The sequence below is a fragment of the Enterococcus durans genome, assembly GCF_002277935.1.
Lineage (GTDB): Bacteria > Bacillota > Bacilli > Lactobacillales > Enterococcaceae > Enterococcus_B > Enterococcus_B durans.
On record NZ_CP022930.1, the window covers coordinates 47,708 to 64,982 of the forward strand.

A 17,275-nucleotide genomic window follows, 5' to 3' on the forward strand; every position below is an offset into this window, starting at 1 on the left:
AAATCAAAGATTGCTCCCAATTGTAACACACAGTAGTCAAATTCCTTGATCGTTTGGCTTTTCTATCACTACTCTTCCTTAAAAAACTGGTTTTCTTGCTAAAATTATCAATTGATCTGTGGTCAAAAAATCATTTCATTGAAAGTAGAATAACAATGAATGCTATCCAATCATATGCAACATGGACAAAATAACCAGCCCATATCGAATCACTCTTTAAAGTTGCCACTGTAAAAGGAATCCTTCCTACACCAATGATTAAAAGGCATTGCAACAGATTCCATTGATAAGTCGGTAAATGCAATAATCCGAATATCACAGAAGAAACAAGAATCCCAGCTACTATTGCTTTACTCGTCCCACCAAGTAAGTTTGCCACAATAACTAAGATAACGATTGCCAAAAGTTCTTCTCCTAGTAGCATGGGCAAGGTTTCAATGATGAAGGTCGCGGATAAGTGATCTGTAACTTCATTGGCTGCAGTTGACGCGTGTAAGATATTTTTTACAACAGACGACATTACTAAACTTAAAACAACCGCACAAACATAGCTAACTAGAAAAGTAACTATTCCTTTTTTGGGTTTCTTGAACCCCGCTTTCAAGCCTTCCATTCCAAAAAGACTATATAATCCTATAAATCCTCCAGCTGCTAGTGAAACACTCTCGATGATAGGTACGCCTATTGTTAAGATAGCATACCCGATCGTTAAGCCAAGGATAGCTATAAGAATACCTATTTTGTTCATTTTCTTCGTCATCAATTCTTTCATTTTACATTCTCCTTTCTGTTGCTCTAATTAAACCATATTTTATACCTTTTACTTACTAATTGTAATAGAAACTTTTATTTAGACGAACACCACCCAGCCCTCCTAGTAATAGGAATAAACCTATCCATTTCATCACTGCAGATCGTTTCCTATTTTCTCCTGTTTTAGGCAGTTCCTTTCGAAGCATTTGCACTGTTGAACTACTCGAAGTGGTTTTTATAGTTGAATCAATTGTTTCTTTTTCTATAGAGACATCATTTCCCGTATTTTCTCCTTCAGTCAACGTAGACAAATTGTCCTCTTTTTGTGAAACTTTTGGTGCAGATTCATTACTCTTATGATTCTGAGGTTCCTCTTTTACTTCTGTCCCAGCCTCATCTGCTTTAGCTGAGCTAGATTCTACTAATTTATTGCTTGTTCCACCTTTTCTTTTTTCAGTACTTATTTGAGTAGGTACACTTGTTTTTTCGGAAAACAAAGTACTTGTACTTGAAGATGTATCCTCCACCATATATATCTGCCTTATTATTTGAGGTAGAAGGCACAGATTCGATTACTTCACTTGTTGATTCAATCGTTTCTGATTCTTTCACCAATTCATGATGAATGAGATCCGCTACTTTTTTTGTTTCATTTTAAGCATACCACTGTCTATCAAAGCGCCATTCCTCACCATCCTCAGTATATGCAACCTGCCCATCATTACTAATCACTTCCATTCAATGTATCGTATCCCTCGATTGTCGTTGCCTGTGTTCTCGTGACAAATCCTATTACACCAAAAACCCAAAACAATACTAAACAAACAAGTGATAAGATTTTTTTACTATCCTTCATTGACTACTCCTTCAATCATTCAATTATTTGTCTATTATAGATGGGGAGTTTATCGTATTCTTTTTTAGTCCTATATGTCAGACCTCTTAATGTAAAAGTAAACCATTGTTAACAAAAAAATTCCTAATTGATATCCCATTTTATGTATAGTACTGAATCATCAAACAGTTTCTTAGTTTAATGATCCCCTAAATTTAGTAATGGTCTTTTACAATAACTTGAAAAAACAGATTTCTCTATTTTTGTACATACTAAAAAAGCGATGAACATCTGTCTTACAAGATGTCCTGTCGCTTTTTTAATCGACTCCTTGTCTTTCACTAGGACCAATAAGGATTGTTATGGATAAAAAGATTACTTTGTTGTATCAACGTTGGCTTTGATGATGTTTGATTTTAAATTGTCTGTCTGGTAAAGATAGTATGTTCACCAATCATGTCATTCAATGCAGTTTTCATATGTGCAAGATGTTTAAATCGCAATTCTTCGTAATCGATCTTAGTTTTATCTAAAATTACGTGCTTTTTAAAAATCATGTGGGGTATTTCTAAGATAAATGGGTGCGTGAATGAGTTTGGTAAAAGATTGCTATAAGTCAGTAACAATGACGCAATCGTATGTAAGTCAAAGATTCGATCATCAAATCTAGCTCGATAAACAGCAAATTCATCTCCATTGGCATATTTTGAAAAACAGCTTGCTTGTTTGTTCGTATACACTAAATGGTCTTTTTTGAAAAAAACGACTCCATCTTGTTGAAGTAATGAGATGATGAGATGGATAAATGGTTTGATCTCTCTGCCGTTGATATGACCCCGAAGCTCCCCAATAGCAATAAATAGCTGACTACAACTATCAGCAGTTAGTTGTTCATGCTCAAGCCCCTCAATAAGTGAACGAAATGATTCTATTCTATTTTTGACATGTTCATTCAAAGATACTCTCTCCTTTCTTCGACAAGCCTTACTCCTGAGAATAGTCATCAGAAGCCATGTGAAACTCCAGTGCACGATCCACTAGATATTTTGCGATTAGGTTCATTTCCCGCATAAGGCACCACACTTTTTCTAGCAGAACACATCTCCATACACTTTATTATACCTAAAAAAGTTTCTTTATTTTTTCTTTTTTCTCAAAATGTAGGATTTTACTCCTAAATGAAAGATAACATAGCATACACTATTCGATTCGTCACAATCTTATTTAATCATTTTTGGAAAAATATAGTCAGATTTGTATATACATGTTAGAATATTTAATGGAAGCGTTACAATTATCTATCAAGTATCTGATAAAAAGACTGGAGTGTATAAAATGAATATGAATCCCCACAATATCAAGTTAGTTGCTGTAGATATGGACGGAACATTTGCTAGAAGTGATTATACTTATGACATCCACAGATTTAATGCCATTTTTTCTAGAATGAAAGAGGTCGGCTGTGCATTTGTTGTGGCAAGTGGCAATCAGTATTACCAATTGCGTTCTCTTTTTCCCGATCACCATAACGAGATGAGTTTTGTTGCCGAGAATGGTGCTTTAGTCAAAGATAAAGATACATTTATCTTTTCCGCCGATATCCCTAAAGAATCCATTCAATCTGTACTCGAACTGTGTAAAAACAACCCAGAAATACAAAATGTGATGTGTGGCCGTAACAGCGCTTATTGCGAGCGAGGGACTGTAAGTAAAGAGTTTTTTGAGTTAACCAACATTTATTATCATAAATTGACATGGGTAGATGATTTTTCTCAAGTCGAAGATCAGATTCTAAAATTTGCCCCCACTGTTCCCGTAGAAAAAACAGAGTATTATTGCGACTTATTCCGAGAAAAATTAGCCGGATCACTCGTTCCTACTAGTAGTGGTCATGGATCTGTAGACTTGATTGTCCCAGGTTGCCATAAAGCTGCTGGATTAGAAAAATTAGTGCAACGTTGGGGGATTACACCCGAACAATGTGTTGCCTTTGGTGATGGTGGAAATGATTTAGAGATGCTAGCTTATTGTGGGCGAGGTTATGCCATGGATAATGCTCCAGATGCTGTGAAAGCAGTAGCAGACGAAGTTTGTCCTTCAAACGACCAAGATGGCGTTCTCGTGACCTTAGATCGACTGTTTCCTCTGATGTAAATCACTGGATAGTTAGTATAGTTAGGGTAGTTAGAAGACTTATAAGAAAAAATCATGTTTCAAAAATCACTCTGTTCCATACAAATTCTCAAGTGTTACTATCCGAAAATAATCGTATAAATTAGGAGCTTCTGACTCAAGTCCGATATTTATACGATTATTCGGTGGTTGTTCGCTCTCGCTTTTTTTCATTTATAAACATAATGATACATCCATTCAATTTAGTATCCTCTTCGAACAGCTCCTCACATCTAAAACTGTTGTTATTCAATACAGTAACAGCCATGTATCTTTCTTTGTATTCCTCTTTCTAGCTCTAAGAAATCTAGATCACTGATTCTTACATCTATATTTTTTTGATGTTGATCTGCTCCTCTTTCTTCTCTTCAAAGTTTAAAGATCACCCGTAAATTTTTTGCTTAAAGCGCAGGTTTTCAACAATGATGACTCTAGTTTCTGCTATTCATAGATAGCTATGAAAAAATCGAATAATTTACTTTTATCATTAAGGAACTTTGTGCCTTTCTAAAGGTGCAGGTCGCCAAAGCAATCAAAAAACTTTTCTTATTTAAAGAGCAATCCATCAAGTTTTGCTATTATAAATAAAGAAAGTATTTCTCAGTAAAAAAGATATAAACCTATATTTGAAACACTCTCTGCAAGTGTTTCTTCAATTATTGACTGATGATTCCAGAGAATGATTGGTTATCTGTTGACTCTCCCTTAACAGGAGATAATATTCTGTTAATGAAAGGAGCGGATCAGCATGAATAAAGTGATTGAGGCCAAAGATTTAACAATGACTCTTGGCGGCAGAAAGATCATTGACCATTTATCTTTAGCAGTCTATAAAGGAGAAGTATTCGGTTTATTAGGTCCAAATGGCGCTGGGAAAACAACCACTATTGAAACCATCCTAGGTATCAAGCAACCTGACCACGGTTCTACCCACATACTTGGTCAAGATCCTCGAAAATCTCGTCGAAAATTATTTGAAAAGGTTGGGGTCCAACTTCAATCCTCCAGTTATCAAACGAATATCAAGGTAGGCGAATTGTGTGATGAAATCTCGGGTTTGTATGAACAGCCACGGGATTACTACGAACTGTTACAGCTCTTCAAATTAGAGAAATTTGAGAAGCAGTTCGTTGAAAAACTTTCTGGTGGCGAAAAACAAAAATTATCCATCGTTTTAGCACTGATCCCAGATCCTGAAATCATTTTTTTAGATGAATTGACGGCTGGATTAGATACTGAAGCACGGAGAAGTGTTTGGCAGACGTTACTTCGCCTGAAAGAGACGAATTTAACTATTTTTTTAACCACTCACTATATGGAAGAAGCAGAACTTCTGTGCAACCGCATCTGCCTAATCAAAGCAGGGCAAATCATCGTGGAAGGCACCGTGACACAATTATTGACGGAAAGTGCGCAGAATAATTTGGAAGATGCCTATCTCTGGTATGTAAAGGAGGAAGACCATGACTAAAGTGATTCGTTTAGCGAAGATCGAAGGACGATTAGCCATTCGTTCCATTGACGGTATTCTTTTTGGTATCGCGATGCCTCTTGGCGTGTTACTCTTGACGACCATGATCGCTGGTAACAACCAAGCTGGCAATGCTTCTTATACTTTTTTGGACAGTAGCTTTAGCGCCCTATTAGTTGTCGGTATCTGCGCTACTGCTTTCATGGGCATTCCTTTAACGATCTGTGATTACCGTGATAAAAAGATTTTGAAACACTTTTTTGTCACTCCAGCTTCTCCTGTACACTTGATTGCTGCACAAATGGTCGTTGCTGCTATCACATCTATCATTCAGCTATACTGATCATCTTTGTCTCAATTGTTTTTCTTGACTACCACATGCAAGGAAACTGGGGCATTTTGATCGCCAGTTATTTTTTAGTCATGAGTGCCATGTACAGTTTAGGATTATTAATCGCTAGCTTATGTAAAAATATCAAAATTGCTAATTTAGTATGTAGCGCGGTTTATTTTCCCATGCTTTTTCTATCAGGAGCAGTGATTCCATTTGAACTCTTTCCAGATGGCATACAGAAAGTAGCTACGTTTCTACCATTGACTCAAGGAATAAAATTATTGAAAAGTGTCAGTTTAGGACAATCAGTCGGAAACCCACAATTCATTGTCATTCTATTACTCTGCATCACCATTCTAGGATTTGGTTTAGCCGCTAAATTCTTCCGTTGGGAATAAACACTACTAGGAGGATCATTATGGTACAAGAACACGAAAAAATCGAAGAAAATCTTTATCGCATCGGAATGTTTTCTAAAATGAATCAAATCACGATCAAAACATTACGTTACTACGATGAAGTGGGGCTCTTACACCCCCGCTTCATTGATCCCGATAATGGCTACCGCTATTATACTTCGAGTCAATTAGCCCCACTACATCGCATAATGGCCTTACGAAATATCGGCTATAGTATCGAAGAACTCAAACGTGTACAAGATGGAGAAAGCGAACAGCGTATCTTGCAGCGAAAAAAGCAACAATTATTAGCGGAGATTGCCGAACGGATGACTATACTTTCGCAGATTGAAGGCTACATGCAGCAAGAAGAAACCAATTACCACATGGTAGTCAAGCAGCTTCCTGAAGTGATCGTGGCATCAACACGGACAATCATTCCCAAGCATAATGCGCTTTTTACTATCATGCCTGAGATGGGGATGAGAATGGAAAAAGCGGGCTGTGTCTGTGCGATTCCAGAATACTGTTTTACGATCTACCATGATAATGAATACAAAGAAGAAGCAATCGATGTCGAAATTTGTGAAGCTGTTACGCAAATGAATGAGAGTGCTGATGGACTCACCTTCAAAACGATCACCGAAGTTCCTGAAGCAATCTGCACGATGCATAAAGGACCTTATCAAACACTCCCAAACGCCTACGCTGCTGCTATGCGATTTGCAGAAGCAAATGGGTATGAAATCATCGACGCATTTCGTGAAAATTATATTGATGGTATTTGGAATAAAGAAAGCGAATCCGACTGGTTAACAGAAATCCAAATTCCAGTTAAAAAAGCAACTTTATAAAATTCTCTTCTTCATTATATGAACATTTCTAAACCCATTACCTTGATCACCTTGCCTATAATCTCAAACGAGGAGGCTGGGACAGAAGTGTTCAACTCCGAGAAATAAGAAGAAATTAACGAAAATTGCTTTTCAAATTTTTGTGAATTTCGGCTTATTTAAGAAGGAGTTGCTTCTGCTCCCGCCGTTTATTCGTTTTTAAAGTATGAGACGAAAGTGTTTCTTACTTTTGTCCCACGCTCCTTTATTCATATTTAGAAGGAGAAAAAATGAACCCATCCCATTATATGTCAAACTGATAATTTTTCGCTTCAAAAGTAAAAAATCACGTTTCCTCCATATTCCAAATCTAGATAAATGATGGAAACAAAAGGAACTTCTCTAAGGATAAATCAAAAATCAGCAAACTTTCGCAAAATAATTTTCCTGAGTCTCTGAGAATAAGCGTACTATTTTCCTAAGTTTTTTATGGAGTATGCATTACGGATTCTCAGTTTTTTTCAATTTTTATCTGTAAATTTGAAATTCTTGACCAGTTTGATTCGTACTCACACTCTTTAGATATCCTTTGGCTGCAGTTTTAGCAGGAATGGTTGAAAATCCAGCATAGGTTTCTTTGTATGCTTCAAATGATTCCTCTACGATAGTTGGACTTACACAATTTATCCTAATTCCACGACTGAAATCATTTGCCGCTGATTTTACAAATGATGCTATCCCACCATTTGCCATGGCTCCCGAAGCCCCACCGATTATAGGATCATCTTTTGTCACTCCAGTCGTAAGCGTAATACTCCCGTTGTCTGCTAGATACTTATGCCCAATTAGAACTAAATTTATTTGACCCAATAGTTTACTATCAATAGCTACTCTATTATCTTCCATTGTCATTTGTTCAATTGGAACTACCTTCACTTCACCCGCCACATTTACGATTGCATCTACTTTGCCAATGTTCTCAAACATCTCTTTTATACTTTTCGGTGAAGCAATATCGACTATCACATCCCCCTGGTGTCTACTAGCTGTGATCACATGGTATCCATATTCCTCAAACAGTTTGACAACTTCTTTTCCGATCGTTCCAAAAGCACCAATTACCAATATCTTCATCCAATACCCCACCTTTTTGTCCTTATAGCCAATCGTTTCTACTATTTTCCTCTAAATAAGTAGTATGCTAAAAAAAGCTCGTTGAAGCATAAAAAATTTCAAATAGAGCCGCATTGATACATAAATCAATCGTTGAACCAGAATCAAAAAAATTTATGGTTTTAAAAGAATTTTCCCCACACTTTTACCTGATTCTAGAAACTCATGGGCTTCCTTACCGTTGGCCAAAGAAAAAATCGTTGGTTCACTGATAGTTATCTTCTCTTTTCTGAAATAGTCAAAAAGTCTACTAGATCTTCGATTACGTTCTTCAGAACTTGTTAAATAATCCCACAGATCTCCTGTCAAAATACTCTTTGATTGTGACAATAATTCAACCAGATCCACAGTAGATGGCGTTCCTCCAGCCATTCCAAAGAAGACTACTTTTCCTCTATTTTTAAGTATACTTATACTATCTAGCAAGGTAATCCCGATACCATCGTAAACAGTATCGAATGAAGATAAGTAATCCATCTGCCAATTCGAACTTCTTAAAAAAACTTTTTTTGCTCCTTGTTTCAGCGCAAGTTGTCGTTTTTCATCAGATGAAGTAACGCCATATACATTCAGACCATCTGCAGTTAACATCTGGGATAAAATTTGTCCTACCCCTCCACTTATGCCATGGACAAACACATCACTGCCTCTAGTATCATCACCAAGATCATGTGCTAGAAAATCAGCAGTCAATCCTTGCAAACCAATACTAGCTACTAACTTAGGGGCCATGTCATTCGGGACCTTTATTGCATTTGCTTCTGGGACCGCTACTAAACTTGCATTCGAAAACGGAACGTCCACAAAAAACACCTTATCCCCAAGTTTGAAATCAGCAACAGTTGAACCTAAAGCAATAACTGTCCCAATCCCTTCATAGCCATTGATATAAGGAGAATGCTCTTCTATGTGGTAGTTTCCTTTCCTTCGATAAACATCTGCATAATTTAACCCAATATAATCCATTTCCACTAGCAATTCACTGCTGCTTATCACTGGATCAGGTAATTCTCCATATTTTAGAACGTCAGAATTACCAAATCCATTAAAAAAAAGAGCTTTCATTCGTACATTTCCCCTAACATTTAGATTTGATCATTGCTGATTTTTCAAAGATCCTAACAGATTCGATGCCGAAAAAAGCTATCCAGAAAGAAGCCATTAAACTGTGGAATACTCGATTATTCCTCTAAATTATCTCACAATGGAAAATGAAGAATCGAATGATTTGTTCGTTTACTATTTCTAATCGAGTAAGCTCAGCTAAAGCTTTTTTCTGATTTCATCTAGTTGTGCTAGTTTCCTAGTCATGGAACTACCCTACGCCTAAATGATTTTTTTTACAAGGCTTAAAATAGGTAGACATTATGCTTTATTATTTAAATATAAAATTTTTTGATTTCATGAAATACCCTGTTGCCGCTATTCTTCATTCCTTGTCTCGATTGTCATACTTGTATATTCTTGATAAAATCAAAAGTTTAATTAATCTACTAGCTAAACGGAGCGTTGCTCTATGATAGAAAAAAACTGACAAATAACGCTTGGATTTGTCAGCTTTAGGTACTTCTTACTAATTTCATAGGAATGTTTCTCTGTTTTCTAGTTGGTTTTACTTCTTAGTTTTCTCGTATAAAAGTATATAAGTACATATTGGATAATGAGAGAAAGTATCAGCACACCCGCGATCGTGTACTTACCAGTCATCGTCTCGAAAAAAGAAGAAAAAATAGTAGTACGAGAGACTATTCCAATCACAGCACACGAGAGAATCACCGGTATAAATGGAGCCCAAGTTTTTTTATCTTCTTTATCTTGTCTAAAAAATAGAATGGCTATTATTAAAAGTAGCATCAGTATAACTACGATTCCAAAAATTCCAACTAACTTGACCTGATAAGGTGTTTTGATAAAAATCGATAAGGCCCCACCACCAATTAAAAGTACGATGTATAACAAAGTAGTCATAGCATTGGAAAGCTTTTGTTTCTTTGAATAAACAGTTGTTCCAATGAACCAAAATAAAAGTAATGCAGCCACGAGTGTATAAACTGCTACCACTGCAAAGGTTCCAAAATCAAAGGACCGACTTGGTAGGATCAGATCAATGAAAAGCATGAACATGCTGTATACTCCTAGTGCAACGAACACCAATTTCAATAAGCCTAAAAAACTTACTGGAGCAGTTTTTACTATTTCATCTGCAAATTCCTGTGGTTTTTTCCCAAAATACTCTTCTGCGCTTATACCTTCTTGCTGCGAATCCAAAATGTCTTGTAAAATCTCTAACGCTTTTTCTTCGATAATCCAGTCATTTTTGAACGTACCCTTTGCTCTTAAATAAATGACTAAATCACTGTAATAACTTTCATTCTCAGAGTTTAATTGTTTTTGAAGTTCCCTATTTTTTTGGATCAGTTCATCCGTTTTCACCATTAATCACCCTTTCTCATGCTCCTCTTTTAGCAGTGTCTCTACATTATTTTTAAGTTGAGACCATTCTTCTATAAACAGTTTCTTTTCAATTTGACCTTGTTCAGTAAGGCTGTAATATTTCCGACTAGGTCCATCAGGAGAAGGTACTCTTTGACCTGTAATCAGCCCCTTTTTTTCTAAATTAAGTAACAAAGGATAGATGGTCCCTTTAGGAATTTGATCAAAACCGATTTTTTCTAATTCTAAACTCAATGTATATCCATATAATGCTTCCTGGCTCAGTAGAACAAGAATACAACCAGAAAGAATACCTTTTAGCATTTGTGACGACCTATTACTAAATGACATCTTCTCACCTACCTTATAGCAACTATATTGCTTTACATATTAGTTTGGGATTAGTGTACCCCATCCTCCACTAGATTGCAATGCATACTAGTGATTTACAAAAAATTAAATTTAAAAAATTGAACGGATATAGTTTGACGTCGCTCTTTCTTTCTACTAACGGAGTAAGCAGCTTCCATCTCATATCCTCCATTTATCAGAATATATTTGCCTAAATATATACACATTCAAGACATCCTCAGCTAAAGAAATTCCTTTATTTATGAGATAAATTCGTAGTACAATAATGAAAGAGTTCAAGGTTGAATTACAAATTTTAGCAAATTCTAACTATTTTATTTAGTGATGGCACATTAATAGCCACATGTCTAGGCTATTAGTCCTATTTACGTAGCATACATACAGAAACTTTGGCAGTTTTAAGAGTGCAACATAACAGAAGTATTCGGAGGTGATTTATGAAATCTATAGAGAAAAAAGCAATTATTCGTATACTGATTATAACGATTGTAAATTGTATCATAGTACTATCTGTCCCACTTTCCATGAATTATTATGGTTGGAAAGGGCTGTTACTACCAATGACACTTCTGACACTCCTCACCCTTACCGATAATTTATTAAGGAAATATTTCGATAGTCCTTTCATGAAATAGTACAATAGAAAAATTCTATCTTCATGATTTTTAGGAAAACCTAGCATGGCATACGTAATATAAGGAGCAGAAAAATCGCCTATGAAAAACTTCTCTATAAAATAAAGAGTAAGAAAAAAGAGGCTGAGACAGAGGTGTTTAACTCCGAGAAATAAGCCGAAGGAGTTGCTTCTGCTCCCACCGTTTATTCGTTTTTAAAGAATGAGACAAAAGTGTTTCTTACTTTTGTCCCACGCTCGATGATTTGTTCTTTTTTAGATAGTAAGCTTCCTAACCCAATCGCTTATCTAACTGCTCAATTTTTTGCTTTCGTACATCAGGTGTCTCTCGAAAAATATGACCGAAAAATTTCCGAACATCCCTCCGACTAGCAATTTCATTTTTATAACAATAAAAACAAAAATCTTCTGCTGAATCTTGTATAATTGGCAAGTCTGCTTCATCCGTAGAAATACAATAATCTTCTTGTTCGACAATTTTGCGAATATCAAAATCATTGCTACAAATGATTTGCGCACCAATCATCATACAAGCAGCTAGAGTTGCAATTTCACCTAAGTCTGTTGTTGATTTAACTCGTTCACCTGCTTCAATAGCAGTTAAGCGCATTTGACTAAAAGCATCTTTTACATCTGATAATCGCTCTTGATAAATAGCAAATTCTAATTCCGAAAGAATTATTCTTGGTTCAAACAATTTCCATCGACCTGTTGAGAGAAAAGTTTCAATTTTGCTTTTTATACTGGACAAAATGAGTTCATTCAAAACTTCTTGATGAATATAAATTTCACCATATAACTGATCCATCCATTCAAAAACATCTGCTTTCTGAAATTCTGCGGCGAACATTAGCATATTTGAATCGATGAAAACTTTATTTGTTCGATTAGTCATCAGGGTCCCAATCATCGACAATTTCTTGTCGTTTTTTCCAATATTGTTCTGCTTTCTTTGCGTCAATATGTTTAACCAAATTCGCCGCTGTTTCTAAAGTAAGCTCTTGTTTATTAACTTTCTCATCTACTTCTTGTAAAAAAGCATGAAATTGGACAAAGCTATCTGCTTTATCTAACGCACTAGGAACCAAATCAATCCGTTCTCTTACCTGAATCCATTCAGCTTCTTCTCGTGATTTTAAGTCTGAAGATAATTTATACCCCAACTCAACTAGCCTTCTAGTAACCGCTTGATAAGGCATAGAAGAAAGATCGGCAATTTTAAAGACTAGTCGTTCATCATCTTTTTTGAAATTATTCTTAATATTTTTCAATAGATTACTAGGTAACATCACGACTGCTGCAAAATGATCCGCAGCTCGTTCTTGATCAATTTGCTTCTCGCCTATTGCAATTTCACCCGATTCAAATTGCAAATGCCATAACTCATGTGCCGCACTATAATAACGGACTCTAAGGGGTTGATTTGTGTTAATTGCGATAATATGCTTTCCCTTTAAATGAAGAGCTGCTCCAAAATAACTAGGATCGTCAACACTTTGATACACAAGATAGGCGCGATCGGCCAATATTTGCTCAATATCCCCACCTAAAAAAATCTCTCCCCCAACGTTATCCGCTAAAAACTTTACTGCATAAGCTTCTGCTATAGTCTCAGATAAATCCTTCAATTGCGCATCCATCTATTCAATACACCTACTTTGCTAATAACTGAACAAAATGCTCTGAATCTAATAGCAATTGATCCAATGCTCGTTGCCCATGTTCATTCGATATTTTTCCTCTTAAGGAATAAACGATTGGGTTACTATTTTCCTGATCTGAACTAGCTAACTCACCAATAGAAAGACCTGTGATTTCTGACATGCTAATAATATGAGTAGTTTGCAGTTTTCGAGTGCCGTTAAAAATTTGACTAATTAAAGACTTCGCCACTCCCATTTGCTCCGCTAGCCATGCTTGTGAATGATTGTTTTCATCTAACCAATTTTTGACATTCATAATGGTGTTTTTATCGCTTCTCATGATATTCGCCATCCCTCCATCATTAGTATAGCACTTTTTGTGAACATTCACAAAAAATGAAGTCAAATTGTGAACGATGCTAGTGTCATTTTTTCCTTCATCGTTAACATTTCCATATAAGCCACATATTCATCAAAGATTAAAAAGTTTGGTGGAAGAACAAGATAGGCATAATTCTCCCCTGTCTTGTAATTTGGCATTTCTTTCATGGACTTACTACGAGCCATCATGCGTTCATAGAAGTCCTCCACACACGCAGAAATTTCTTCCTTTTGAGAATATACATGAGGCATTACCGTTGCCAAATCTGCTAGATCCGCATTCTTTGGATCAAGGACAAATAGTTCTGCCTCAGATTTTAGTAGCGCCTGAATAATCGTGAGTAGGAAATAGGTCTTGCCTCCACCGGTGCCGCCAGCGATTAACATATGTGGCAATGAATCGTAGGCCCACACTTGATTTTTCATCAATCGCAAAGCACCGTTTTCCGCCACCACCTCCTCAATCCCAATCCGATTGGCAATCATAATCGTAAAGCAAGGTGTATTCCACATAAGAATCTTTGAGTTCCTTTTCCACCAGCTCGTAATACAGACCACTTTCCAATTTCTTTTCCAACTTCAAGAGCTGATCCTGATATTTTTCGAGTGAGATTTGAAAACGAATGGAAAGTAAACCGTTCTTCATCCTGTAATAAATTTTGGGGAAGTAGCTGATGGTCTCTTTAGTTCTATTACTATTGAGGCTGAGACAGAAGTGTTTAACTCCGAGAAATAAGAAGAAATGAACGAAAATTGCTTTTCAAATTTTTGTGAATTTCGGCTTATTTCCGAAGGCGTTGCTTCTGCTCCCACCGTTTATTCGTTTTTGAAGAATGAGATAAAAGTGTTTCTTACTTTTGTCCCACGCTCGCTTTGGGTCTGCTTCACTTCATACCAATGATTTTCTAGAATCATCCGGGCTAGCTTCTCCCGATGCCACAAACTCCGCCAGTGATCGTGGAAAAAATGAATGTAAAGCAAGAACATGCTTCCTGAAAGTACTAGACTTCCAAGTAGACGGACTAAATCTTTCACAGACCAAGCAATTTCAATTATAGAAGGGGATAGACTAGAAAAATCCAGCTGCCTAAGCTCTTAAAAATAAAAAATGACCATCTAGCCGATGAATAAGGTGATAAACCAAGTGCTGATCTCCTGCTCGTATACGATGCCTTTTGTGTTTCACGTCTTTCTTCACCTTCAATTGAAAATCAAAACCACCCGTATGAACGGGTGGTTTGTTCTGCGGCTGAAAGCCTCTCTTATCGGCCTAAGCCTGAAAGGCTCACTAGATCGGTTCCCTTTTGCACCACATTTACTCACTGCTTTTCAAAGAAGCTCTTAATGCTTCTGACGATTTTTTCTCCTGTAAACGGATCTACCTCTTCAAACAATGTACGCTGATCTGCTACATGATCTTCTCGTAATTGATTACGAATATATTCTGCGATTTTTTTCTTGTTTCGCCCTACTGTGTCCACATAATATCCTCTACACCAAAATTTTCTATTTCCATAACGATACTTAGTTCCGCATGCCTATCAAAAATCATTAAACTACTTTTTCCTTTTAAATACCCCAAAAATTGAGATACACTGATTTTTGGCGGAATGCTGACTAACATATGTATATGGTCTGGGCATGCATTTGCTTCTAAAATCTCTACACCTTTTCTCTCACATCATTCTCGTATAATCTCACCTATACTGGCTTTATATTTGCCGTAAATGATTTGTCGTCGATATTTTGGTGCAAAAACTATGTGATACTTACATTTCCATACTGTGTGTGATAAACTTTCTGTATCCTTTTTCATAAAAGGTACCTCCTAAACTTTTTGATGTGGTGGTCGGGAAACCAACTTCATCTTACCAGTTTAGGAGGCTCTTTTTATACCTCGCTAGAAGCTTTCCGGAACCACCTGCACAGCAGGTGGTTTTCAAAAAATACAAAAAAAGAACCCTTGATAATCAAGGGTTCTTCCACTATCTGATAACGATAGATTAACGACGGATTTCTTTGATACGAGCTGCTTTTCCGTGTAATGCACGTAAGTAGTACAATTTTGCACGACGTACTTTACCGTAACGAACAACTTCGATTTTTGCAACACGTGGTGTGTGCAATGGGAATGTACGTTCAACGCCCACTCCGTTAGAAACTTTACGTACTGTATAAGTTTCGCTGATTCCAGCACCACGGCGTTTGATTACAACACCTTCAAATAACTGGATACGTTCACGTGTACCTTCGACAACTTTCGCATGAACACGTACAGTGTCACCAGGGCGGAAAGCTGGAATGTCAGAACGTAATTGTTCTTTTGTTAATTCTTCGATTAATGGATTCATTGATCTTTTCTCCTTATTCCAAACATTCGTATGAGCTTTTTCTCACAGCGGAACATCGTAATAGTTAAGTGCTTTGCACTCACCATAAAATACTAACATATTACGATTTTCATGTAAAGGATAATTTTATTTTTTCCCAGCTATATCTGCTATTCGTTTTCTTCTTGTTTGATTTCTTCTAAGAATTTGAGCATTTGTGGCGTCATTTCTAGCTGTCCCAATAAATCTGGACGGCGCAGATAGGTTCTTCGTAGTGATTCTTTTAATTGCCATTCTTCAATCAACTTGTGGTTGCCGTTTGTCAAGACTTCGGGTACTTTCATTCCCTTGTATTCTGCTGGGCGAGTATATTGCGGATGTTCCAGTAGACCAGTTGAATAAGAATCCGTTTGAGCAGAAGTCTGGTTTCCTAAGACATCTGGTAATAGCCGTACCGTAGCATCGATCATTACCATCGCACCTAGCTCGCCTCCGGTCAATACATAATCGCCTAATGACACTTCATCTGTGACTAGACTTCTGATCCGTTCATCATAGCCTTCATAGTGACCACAGATAAATACTAAATGTTCTTCTTGTGAAAATTCTTCGGCCATCTTTTGATCGAATTGTTTTCCTGCCGGATCTAATAAGATCACTCTTTTTTTTGTTTCCGGTGCAGCTTCCTCAATTGCTTTGATATTGTCATAGATTGGTTGGACTTTTAGTAGCATTCCTGCCCCACCACCATAGGGATAATCATCGACGGTCTGGTGTTTATTGTCTGAATAGTCTCTAAAATTTGAGATATTGATATCCAATAATCCTTTATTGACTGCTTTACCAATGATCGATTCGCCCATTGGTCCTTCAAACATTCGCGGAAATAATGTTAATACATCAATTTTCATCGTCAATCAGTCCTTCAGGGATTTCTACGCGTACAATACCATTTTTCGTATCTACTTCTTTAACAACCGAATCGATATAAGGCAACAATATATCTTTTTTCTTTTGACGTTGGACGACCCAGACATCATTTGCTCCTGGTGAAAGGATTTCTTTGATTTTACCTAACTCTGTTCCATCTTCATCGATGACAGTTGCTCCAATGATTTCATGGTAGTAAAATTCATTTTCTTCCAACTCTACTGTATTTTCTTTTGACACTCTAAGTATCCCATCGCGGTATTTTTCTACGTCATTGATCGATGGATGGCCTTCAAAACTTACGATATCAAAGTTTTTGTGTTTTCGGTGGCTTTTGACCGTTAACTCGATTGGTGCTTTTTTTTCTTGAAATAAGGTCAGGACTGCACCTTTTTTATATCTTTCTTCAGGAAAATCCGTTGTTGAGATGACACGGACTTCGCCTTTTATTCCTTGAGTATTGACAATTTTTCCTACATTTAAATATTCAGTCAACTTGTATCCCCTTTTCTTTTTCTTATGCAACGTTTATCCGTTTTTTCATTCAGTATAAAAAACAACGTATTACGTATCTGTTTTATTT

General features: G+C 36.6%; 19 protein-coding genes and 3 pseudogenes. 5 read left to right on the forward strand and 17 right to left on the reverse strand.

Features of this window, described 5'->3' with window-relative positions:
- Positions 1 to 130 precede the first annotated feature (130 nt).
- The 4 genes from CJZ72_RS00255 to CJZ72_RS00265 form a co-directional block, all read right to left on the reverse strand.
- Positions 131 to 772, reverse strand: coding sequence for a CPBP family intramembrane glutamic endopeptidase (locus tag CJZ72_RS00255; RefSeq protein WP_081134325.1), 642 nt, complete (start codon positions 770 to 772; stop codon positions 131 to 133).
- Between the two features lie 55 nt (positions 773 to 827).
- Positions 828 to 1,283 carry a hypothetical protein gene (locus CJZ72_RS00260; protein WP_081134326.1) on the reverse strand — a complete coding sequence of 152 codons (456 nt, stop codon included), beginning with the start codon at positions 1,281 to 1,283 and terminating at the stop codon, positions 828 to 830.
- Between the two features lie 194 nt (positions 1,284 to 1,477).
- Positions 1,478 to 1,609 (reverse strand): hypothetical protein, encoded by a 132-nt coding sequence (locus CJZ72_RS14900; RefSeq protein WP_260608608.1) that lies wholly within the window; start codon positions 1,607 to 1,609, stop codon positions 1,478 to 1,480.
- A gap of 395 nt (positions 1,610 to 2,004) precedes the next feature.
- Positions 2,005 to 2,544: a hypothetical protein gene (locus CJZ72_RS00265; RefSeq protein ID WP_095443507.1), complete on the reverse strand. Its 540-nt coding sequence runs from the start codon at positions 2,542 to 2,544 to the stop codon at positions 2,005 to 2,007.
- Positions 2,545 to 2,923: 379 nt separating this feature from the next.
- Here CJZ72_RS00265 and CJZ72_RS00270 point away from each other — a divergent pair, with 379 nt between their 5' ends.
- From CJZ72_RS00270 to CJZ72_RS00285, 5 genes are all read left to right on the forward strand, one after another.
- Positions 2,924 to 3,742, forward strand: coding sequence for a Cof-type HAD-IIB family hydrolase (locus tag CJZ72_RS00270; RefSeq protein ID WP_081134328.1), 819 nt, complete (start codon positions 2,924 to 2,926; stop codon positions 3,740 to 3,742).
- 766 nt (positions 3,743 to 4,508) lie between these two features.
- Positions 4,509 to 5,231, forward strand: coding sequence for an ABC transporter ATP-binding protein (locus tag CJZ72_RS00275; protein WP_095443508.1), 723 nt, complete (start codon positions 4,509 to 4,511; stop codon positions 5,229 to 5,231).
- Entirely contained in the window at positions 5,224 to 5,574 is a 351-nt protein-coding gene (locus CJZ72_RS14630; protein ID WP_232509766.1) for a hypothetical protein, read from the forward strand. Before CJZ72_RS00275 ends, CJZ72_RS14630 begins: the two co-directional genes overlap by 8 nt.
- A 35-nt stretch (positions 5,575 to 5,609) precedes the next feature.
- Positions 5,610 to 5,963 carry an ABC transporter permease gene (locus tag CJZ72_RS14635; protein ID WP_232509767.1) on the forward strand — a complete coding sequence of 118 codons (354 nt, stop codon included), beginning with the start codon at positions 5,610 to 5,612 and terminating at the stop codon, positions 5,961 to 5,963.
- Between the two features lie 20 nt (positions 5,964 to 5,983).
- Positions 5,984 to 6,817, forward strand: coding sequence for a MerR family transcriptional regulator (locus tag CJZ72_RS00285; RefSeq protein WP_095443509.1), 834 nt, complete (start codon positions 5,984 to 5,986; stop codon positions 6,815 to 6,817).
- Between the two features lie 507 nt (positions 6,818 to 7,324).
- Here the strand turns inward: CJZ72_RS00285 and CJZ72_RS00290 are convergent.
- From CJZ72_RS00290 to rimM, 13 genes and pseudogenes are all read right to left on the reverse strand, one after another.
- On the reverse strand, positions 7,325 to 7,930 hold the full coding sequence (locus tag CJZ72_RS00290) for a short chain dehydrogenase (RefSeq protein WP_081134332.1): 606 nt from the start codon (positions 7,928 to 7,930) through the stop codon (positions 7,325 to 7,327).
- A 153-nt stretch (positions 7,931 to 8,083) separates the two neighbouring features.
- Entirely contained in the window at positions 8,084 to 9,034 is a 951-nt protein-coding gene (locus CJZ72_RS00295) for a zinc-binding dehydrogenase (RefSeq protein ID WP_081134333.1), read from the reverse strand.
- Positions 9,035 to 9,571: 537 nt separating this feature from the next.
- Positions 9,572 to 10,405 carry a DUF1129 domain-containing protein gene (locus tag CJZ72_RS00300; RefSeq protein ID WP_081134334.1) on the reverse strand — a complete coding sequence of 278 codons (834 nt, stop codon included), beginning with the start codon at positions 10,403 to 10,405 and terminating at the stop codon, positions 9,572 to 9,574.
- A gap of 3 nt (positions 10,406 to 10,408) precedes the next feature.
- Positions 10,409 to 10,726: a PadR family transcriptional regulator gene (locus CJZ72_RS00305; protein WP_081134375.1), complete on the reverse strand. Its 318-nt coding sequence runs from the start codon at positions 10,724 to 10,726 to the stop codon at positions 10,409 to 10,411.
- Positions 10,727 to 11,679: 953 nt separating this feature from the next.
- Positions 11,680 to 12,303: a PIN domain-containing protein gene (locus CJZ72_RS00315; RefSeq protein ID WP_143348099.1), complete on the reverse strand. Its 624-nt coding sequence runs from the start codon at positions 12,301 to 12,303 to the stop codon at positions 11,680 to 11,682.
- Positions 12,296 to 13,048 carry an ImmA/IrrE family metallo-endopeptidase gene (locus CJZ72_RS00320; protein WP_081134337.1) on the reverse strand — a complete coding sequence of 251 codons (753 nt, stop codon included), beginning with the start codon at positions 13,046 to 13,048 and terminating at the stop codon, positions 12,296 to 12,298. The genes CJZ72_RS00315 and CJZ72_RS00320 overlap by 8 nt, the downstream gene beginning before the upstream one ends.
- Positions 13,049 to 13,061: 13 nt before the next feature.
- Positions 13,062 to 13,367 carry a helix-turn-helix domain-containing protein gene (locus CJZ72_RS00325; RefSeq protein ID WP_157728876.1) on the reverse strand — a complete coding sequence of 102 codons (306 nt, stop codon included), beginning with the start codon at positions 13,365 to 13,367 and terminating at the stop codon, positions 13,062 to 13,064.
- A 104-nt stretch (positions 13,368 to 13,471) separates the two neighbouring features.
- A pseudogene (locus CJZ72_RS00330) lies at positions 13,472 to 14,135 on the reverse strand (FtsK/SpoIIIE domain-containing protein); the annotation flags it as partial.
- Between the two features lie 119 nt (positions 14,136 to 14,254).
- A pseudogene (locus CJZ72_RS14640) lies at positions 14,255 to 14,636 on the reverse strand (ATP-binding protein); the annotation flags it as partial.
- A gap of 115 nt (positions 14,637 to 14,751) precedes the next feature.
- Positions 14,752 to 15,248 (reverse strand): annotated as a pseudogene (gene tnpA / locus CJZ72_RS00340) (IS200/IS605 family transposase).
- Between the two features lie 187 nt (positions 15,249 to 15,435).
- Positions 15,436 to 15,783: a 50S ribosomal protein L19 gene (gene rplS, locus CJZ72_RS00345; protein WP_002286913.1), complete on the reverse strand. Its 348-nt coding sequence runs from the start codon at positions 15,781 to 15,783 to the stop codon at positions 15,436 to 15,438.
- Between the two features lie 149 nt (positions 15,784 to 15,932).
- On the reverse strand, positions 15,933 to 16,673 hold the full coding sequence (gene trmD / locus CJZ72_RS00350; protein WP_081134339.1) for a tRNA (guanosine(37)-N1)-methyltransferase TrmD: 741 nt from the start codon (positions 16,671 to 16,673) through the stop codon (positions 15,933 to 15,935).
- Complete coding sequence (gene rimM / locus CJZ72_RS00355) at positions 16,663 to 17,187, reverse strand: ribosome maturation factor RimM (RefSeq protein WP_005875633.1); 525 nt, start codon at positions 17,185 to 17,187, stop codon at positions 16,663 to 16,665. The genes trmD and rimM overlap by 11 nt, the downstream gene beginning before the upstream one ends.
- Positions 17,188 to 17,275 lie beyond the last annotated feature (88 nt).

Coding starts and splice junctions, on each gene's coding strand:
- CJZ72_RS00255 (WP_081134325.1), bottom strand. CDS start 772: ATGAAAGAATTGATGACGAAGAAAATGAACAAAATAGGTATTCTTATA.
- CJZ72_RS00260 (WP_081134326.1), bottom strand. CDS start 1,283: ATGGTGGAGGATACATCTTCAAGTACAAGTACTTTGTTTTCCGAAAAA.
- CJZ72_RS14900 (WP_260608608.1), bottom strand. CDS start 1,609: ATGAAGGATAGTAAAAAAATCTTATCACTTGTTTGTTTAGTATTGTTT.
- CJZ72_RS00270 (WP_081134328.1), top strand. CDS start 2,924: ATGAATATGAATCCCCACAATATCAAGTTAGTTGCTGTAGATATGGAC.
- CJZ72_RS00275 (WP_095443508.1), top strand. CDS start 4,509: ATGAATAAAGTGATTGAGGCCAAAGATTTAACAATGACTCTTGGCGGC.
- CJZ72_RS14630 (WP_232509766.1), top strand. CDS start 5,224: ATGACTAAAGTGATTCGTTTAGCGAAGATCGAAGGACGATTAGCCATT.
- CJZ72_RS14635 (WP_232509767.1), top strand. CDS start 5,610: ATGCAAGGAAACTGGGGCATTTTGATCGCCAGTTATTTTTTAGTCATG.
- CJZ72_RS00285 (WP_095443509.1), top strand. CDS start 5,984: ATGGTACAAGAACACGAAAAAATCGAAGAAAATCTTTATCGCATCGGA.
- CJZ72_RS00290 (WP_081134332.1), bottom strand. CDS start 7,930: ATGAAGATATTGGTAATTGGTGCTTTTGGAACGATCGGAAAAGAAGTT.
- CJZ72_RS00295 (WP_081134333.1), bottom strand. CDS start 9,034: ATGAAAGCTCTTTTTTTTAATGGATTTGGTAATTCTGACGTTCTAAAA.
- CJZ72_RS00300 (WP_081134334.1), bottom strand. CDS start 10,405: ATGGTGAAAACGGATGAACTGATCCAAAAAAATAGGGAACTTCAAAAA.
- CJZ72_RS00305 (WP_081134375.1), bottom strand. CDS start 10,726: ATGCTAAAAGGTATTCTTTCTGGTTGTATTCTTGTTCTACTGAGCCAG.
- CJZ72_RS00315 (WP_143348099.1), bottom strand. CDS start 12,303: ATGACTAATCGAACAAATAAAGTTTTCATCGATTCAAATATGCTAATG.
- CJZ72_RS00320 (WP_081134337.1), bottom strand. CDS start 13,048: ATGGATGCGCAATTGAAGGATTTATCTGAGACTATAGCAGAAGCTTAT.
- CJZ72_RS00325 (WP_157728876.1), bottom strand. CDS start 13,367: ATGAATGTCAAAAATTGGTTAGATGAAAACAATCATTCACAAGCATGG.
- rplS (WP_002286913.1), bottom strand. CDS start 15,783: ATGAATCCATTAATCGAAGAATTAACAAAAGAACAATTACGTTCTGAC.
- trmD (WP_081134339.1), bottom strand. CDS start 16,673: ATGAAAATTGATGTATTAACATTATTTCCGCGAATGTTTGAAGGACCA.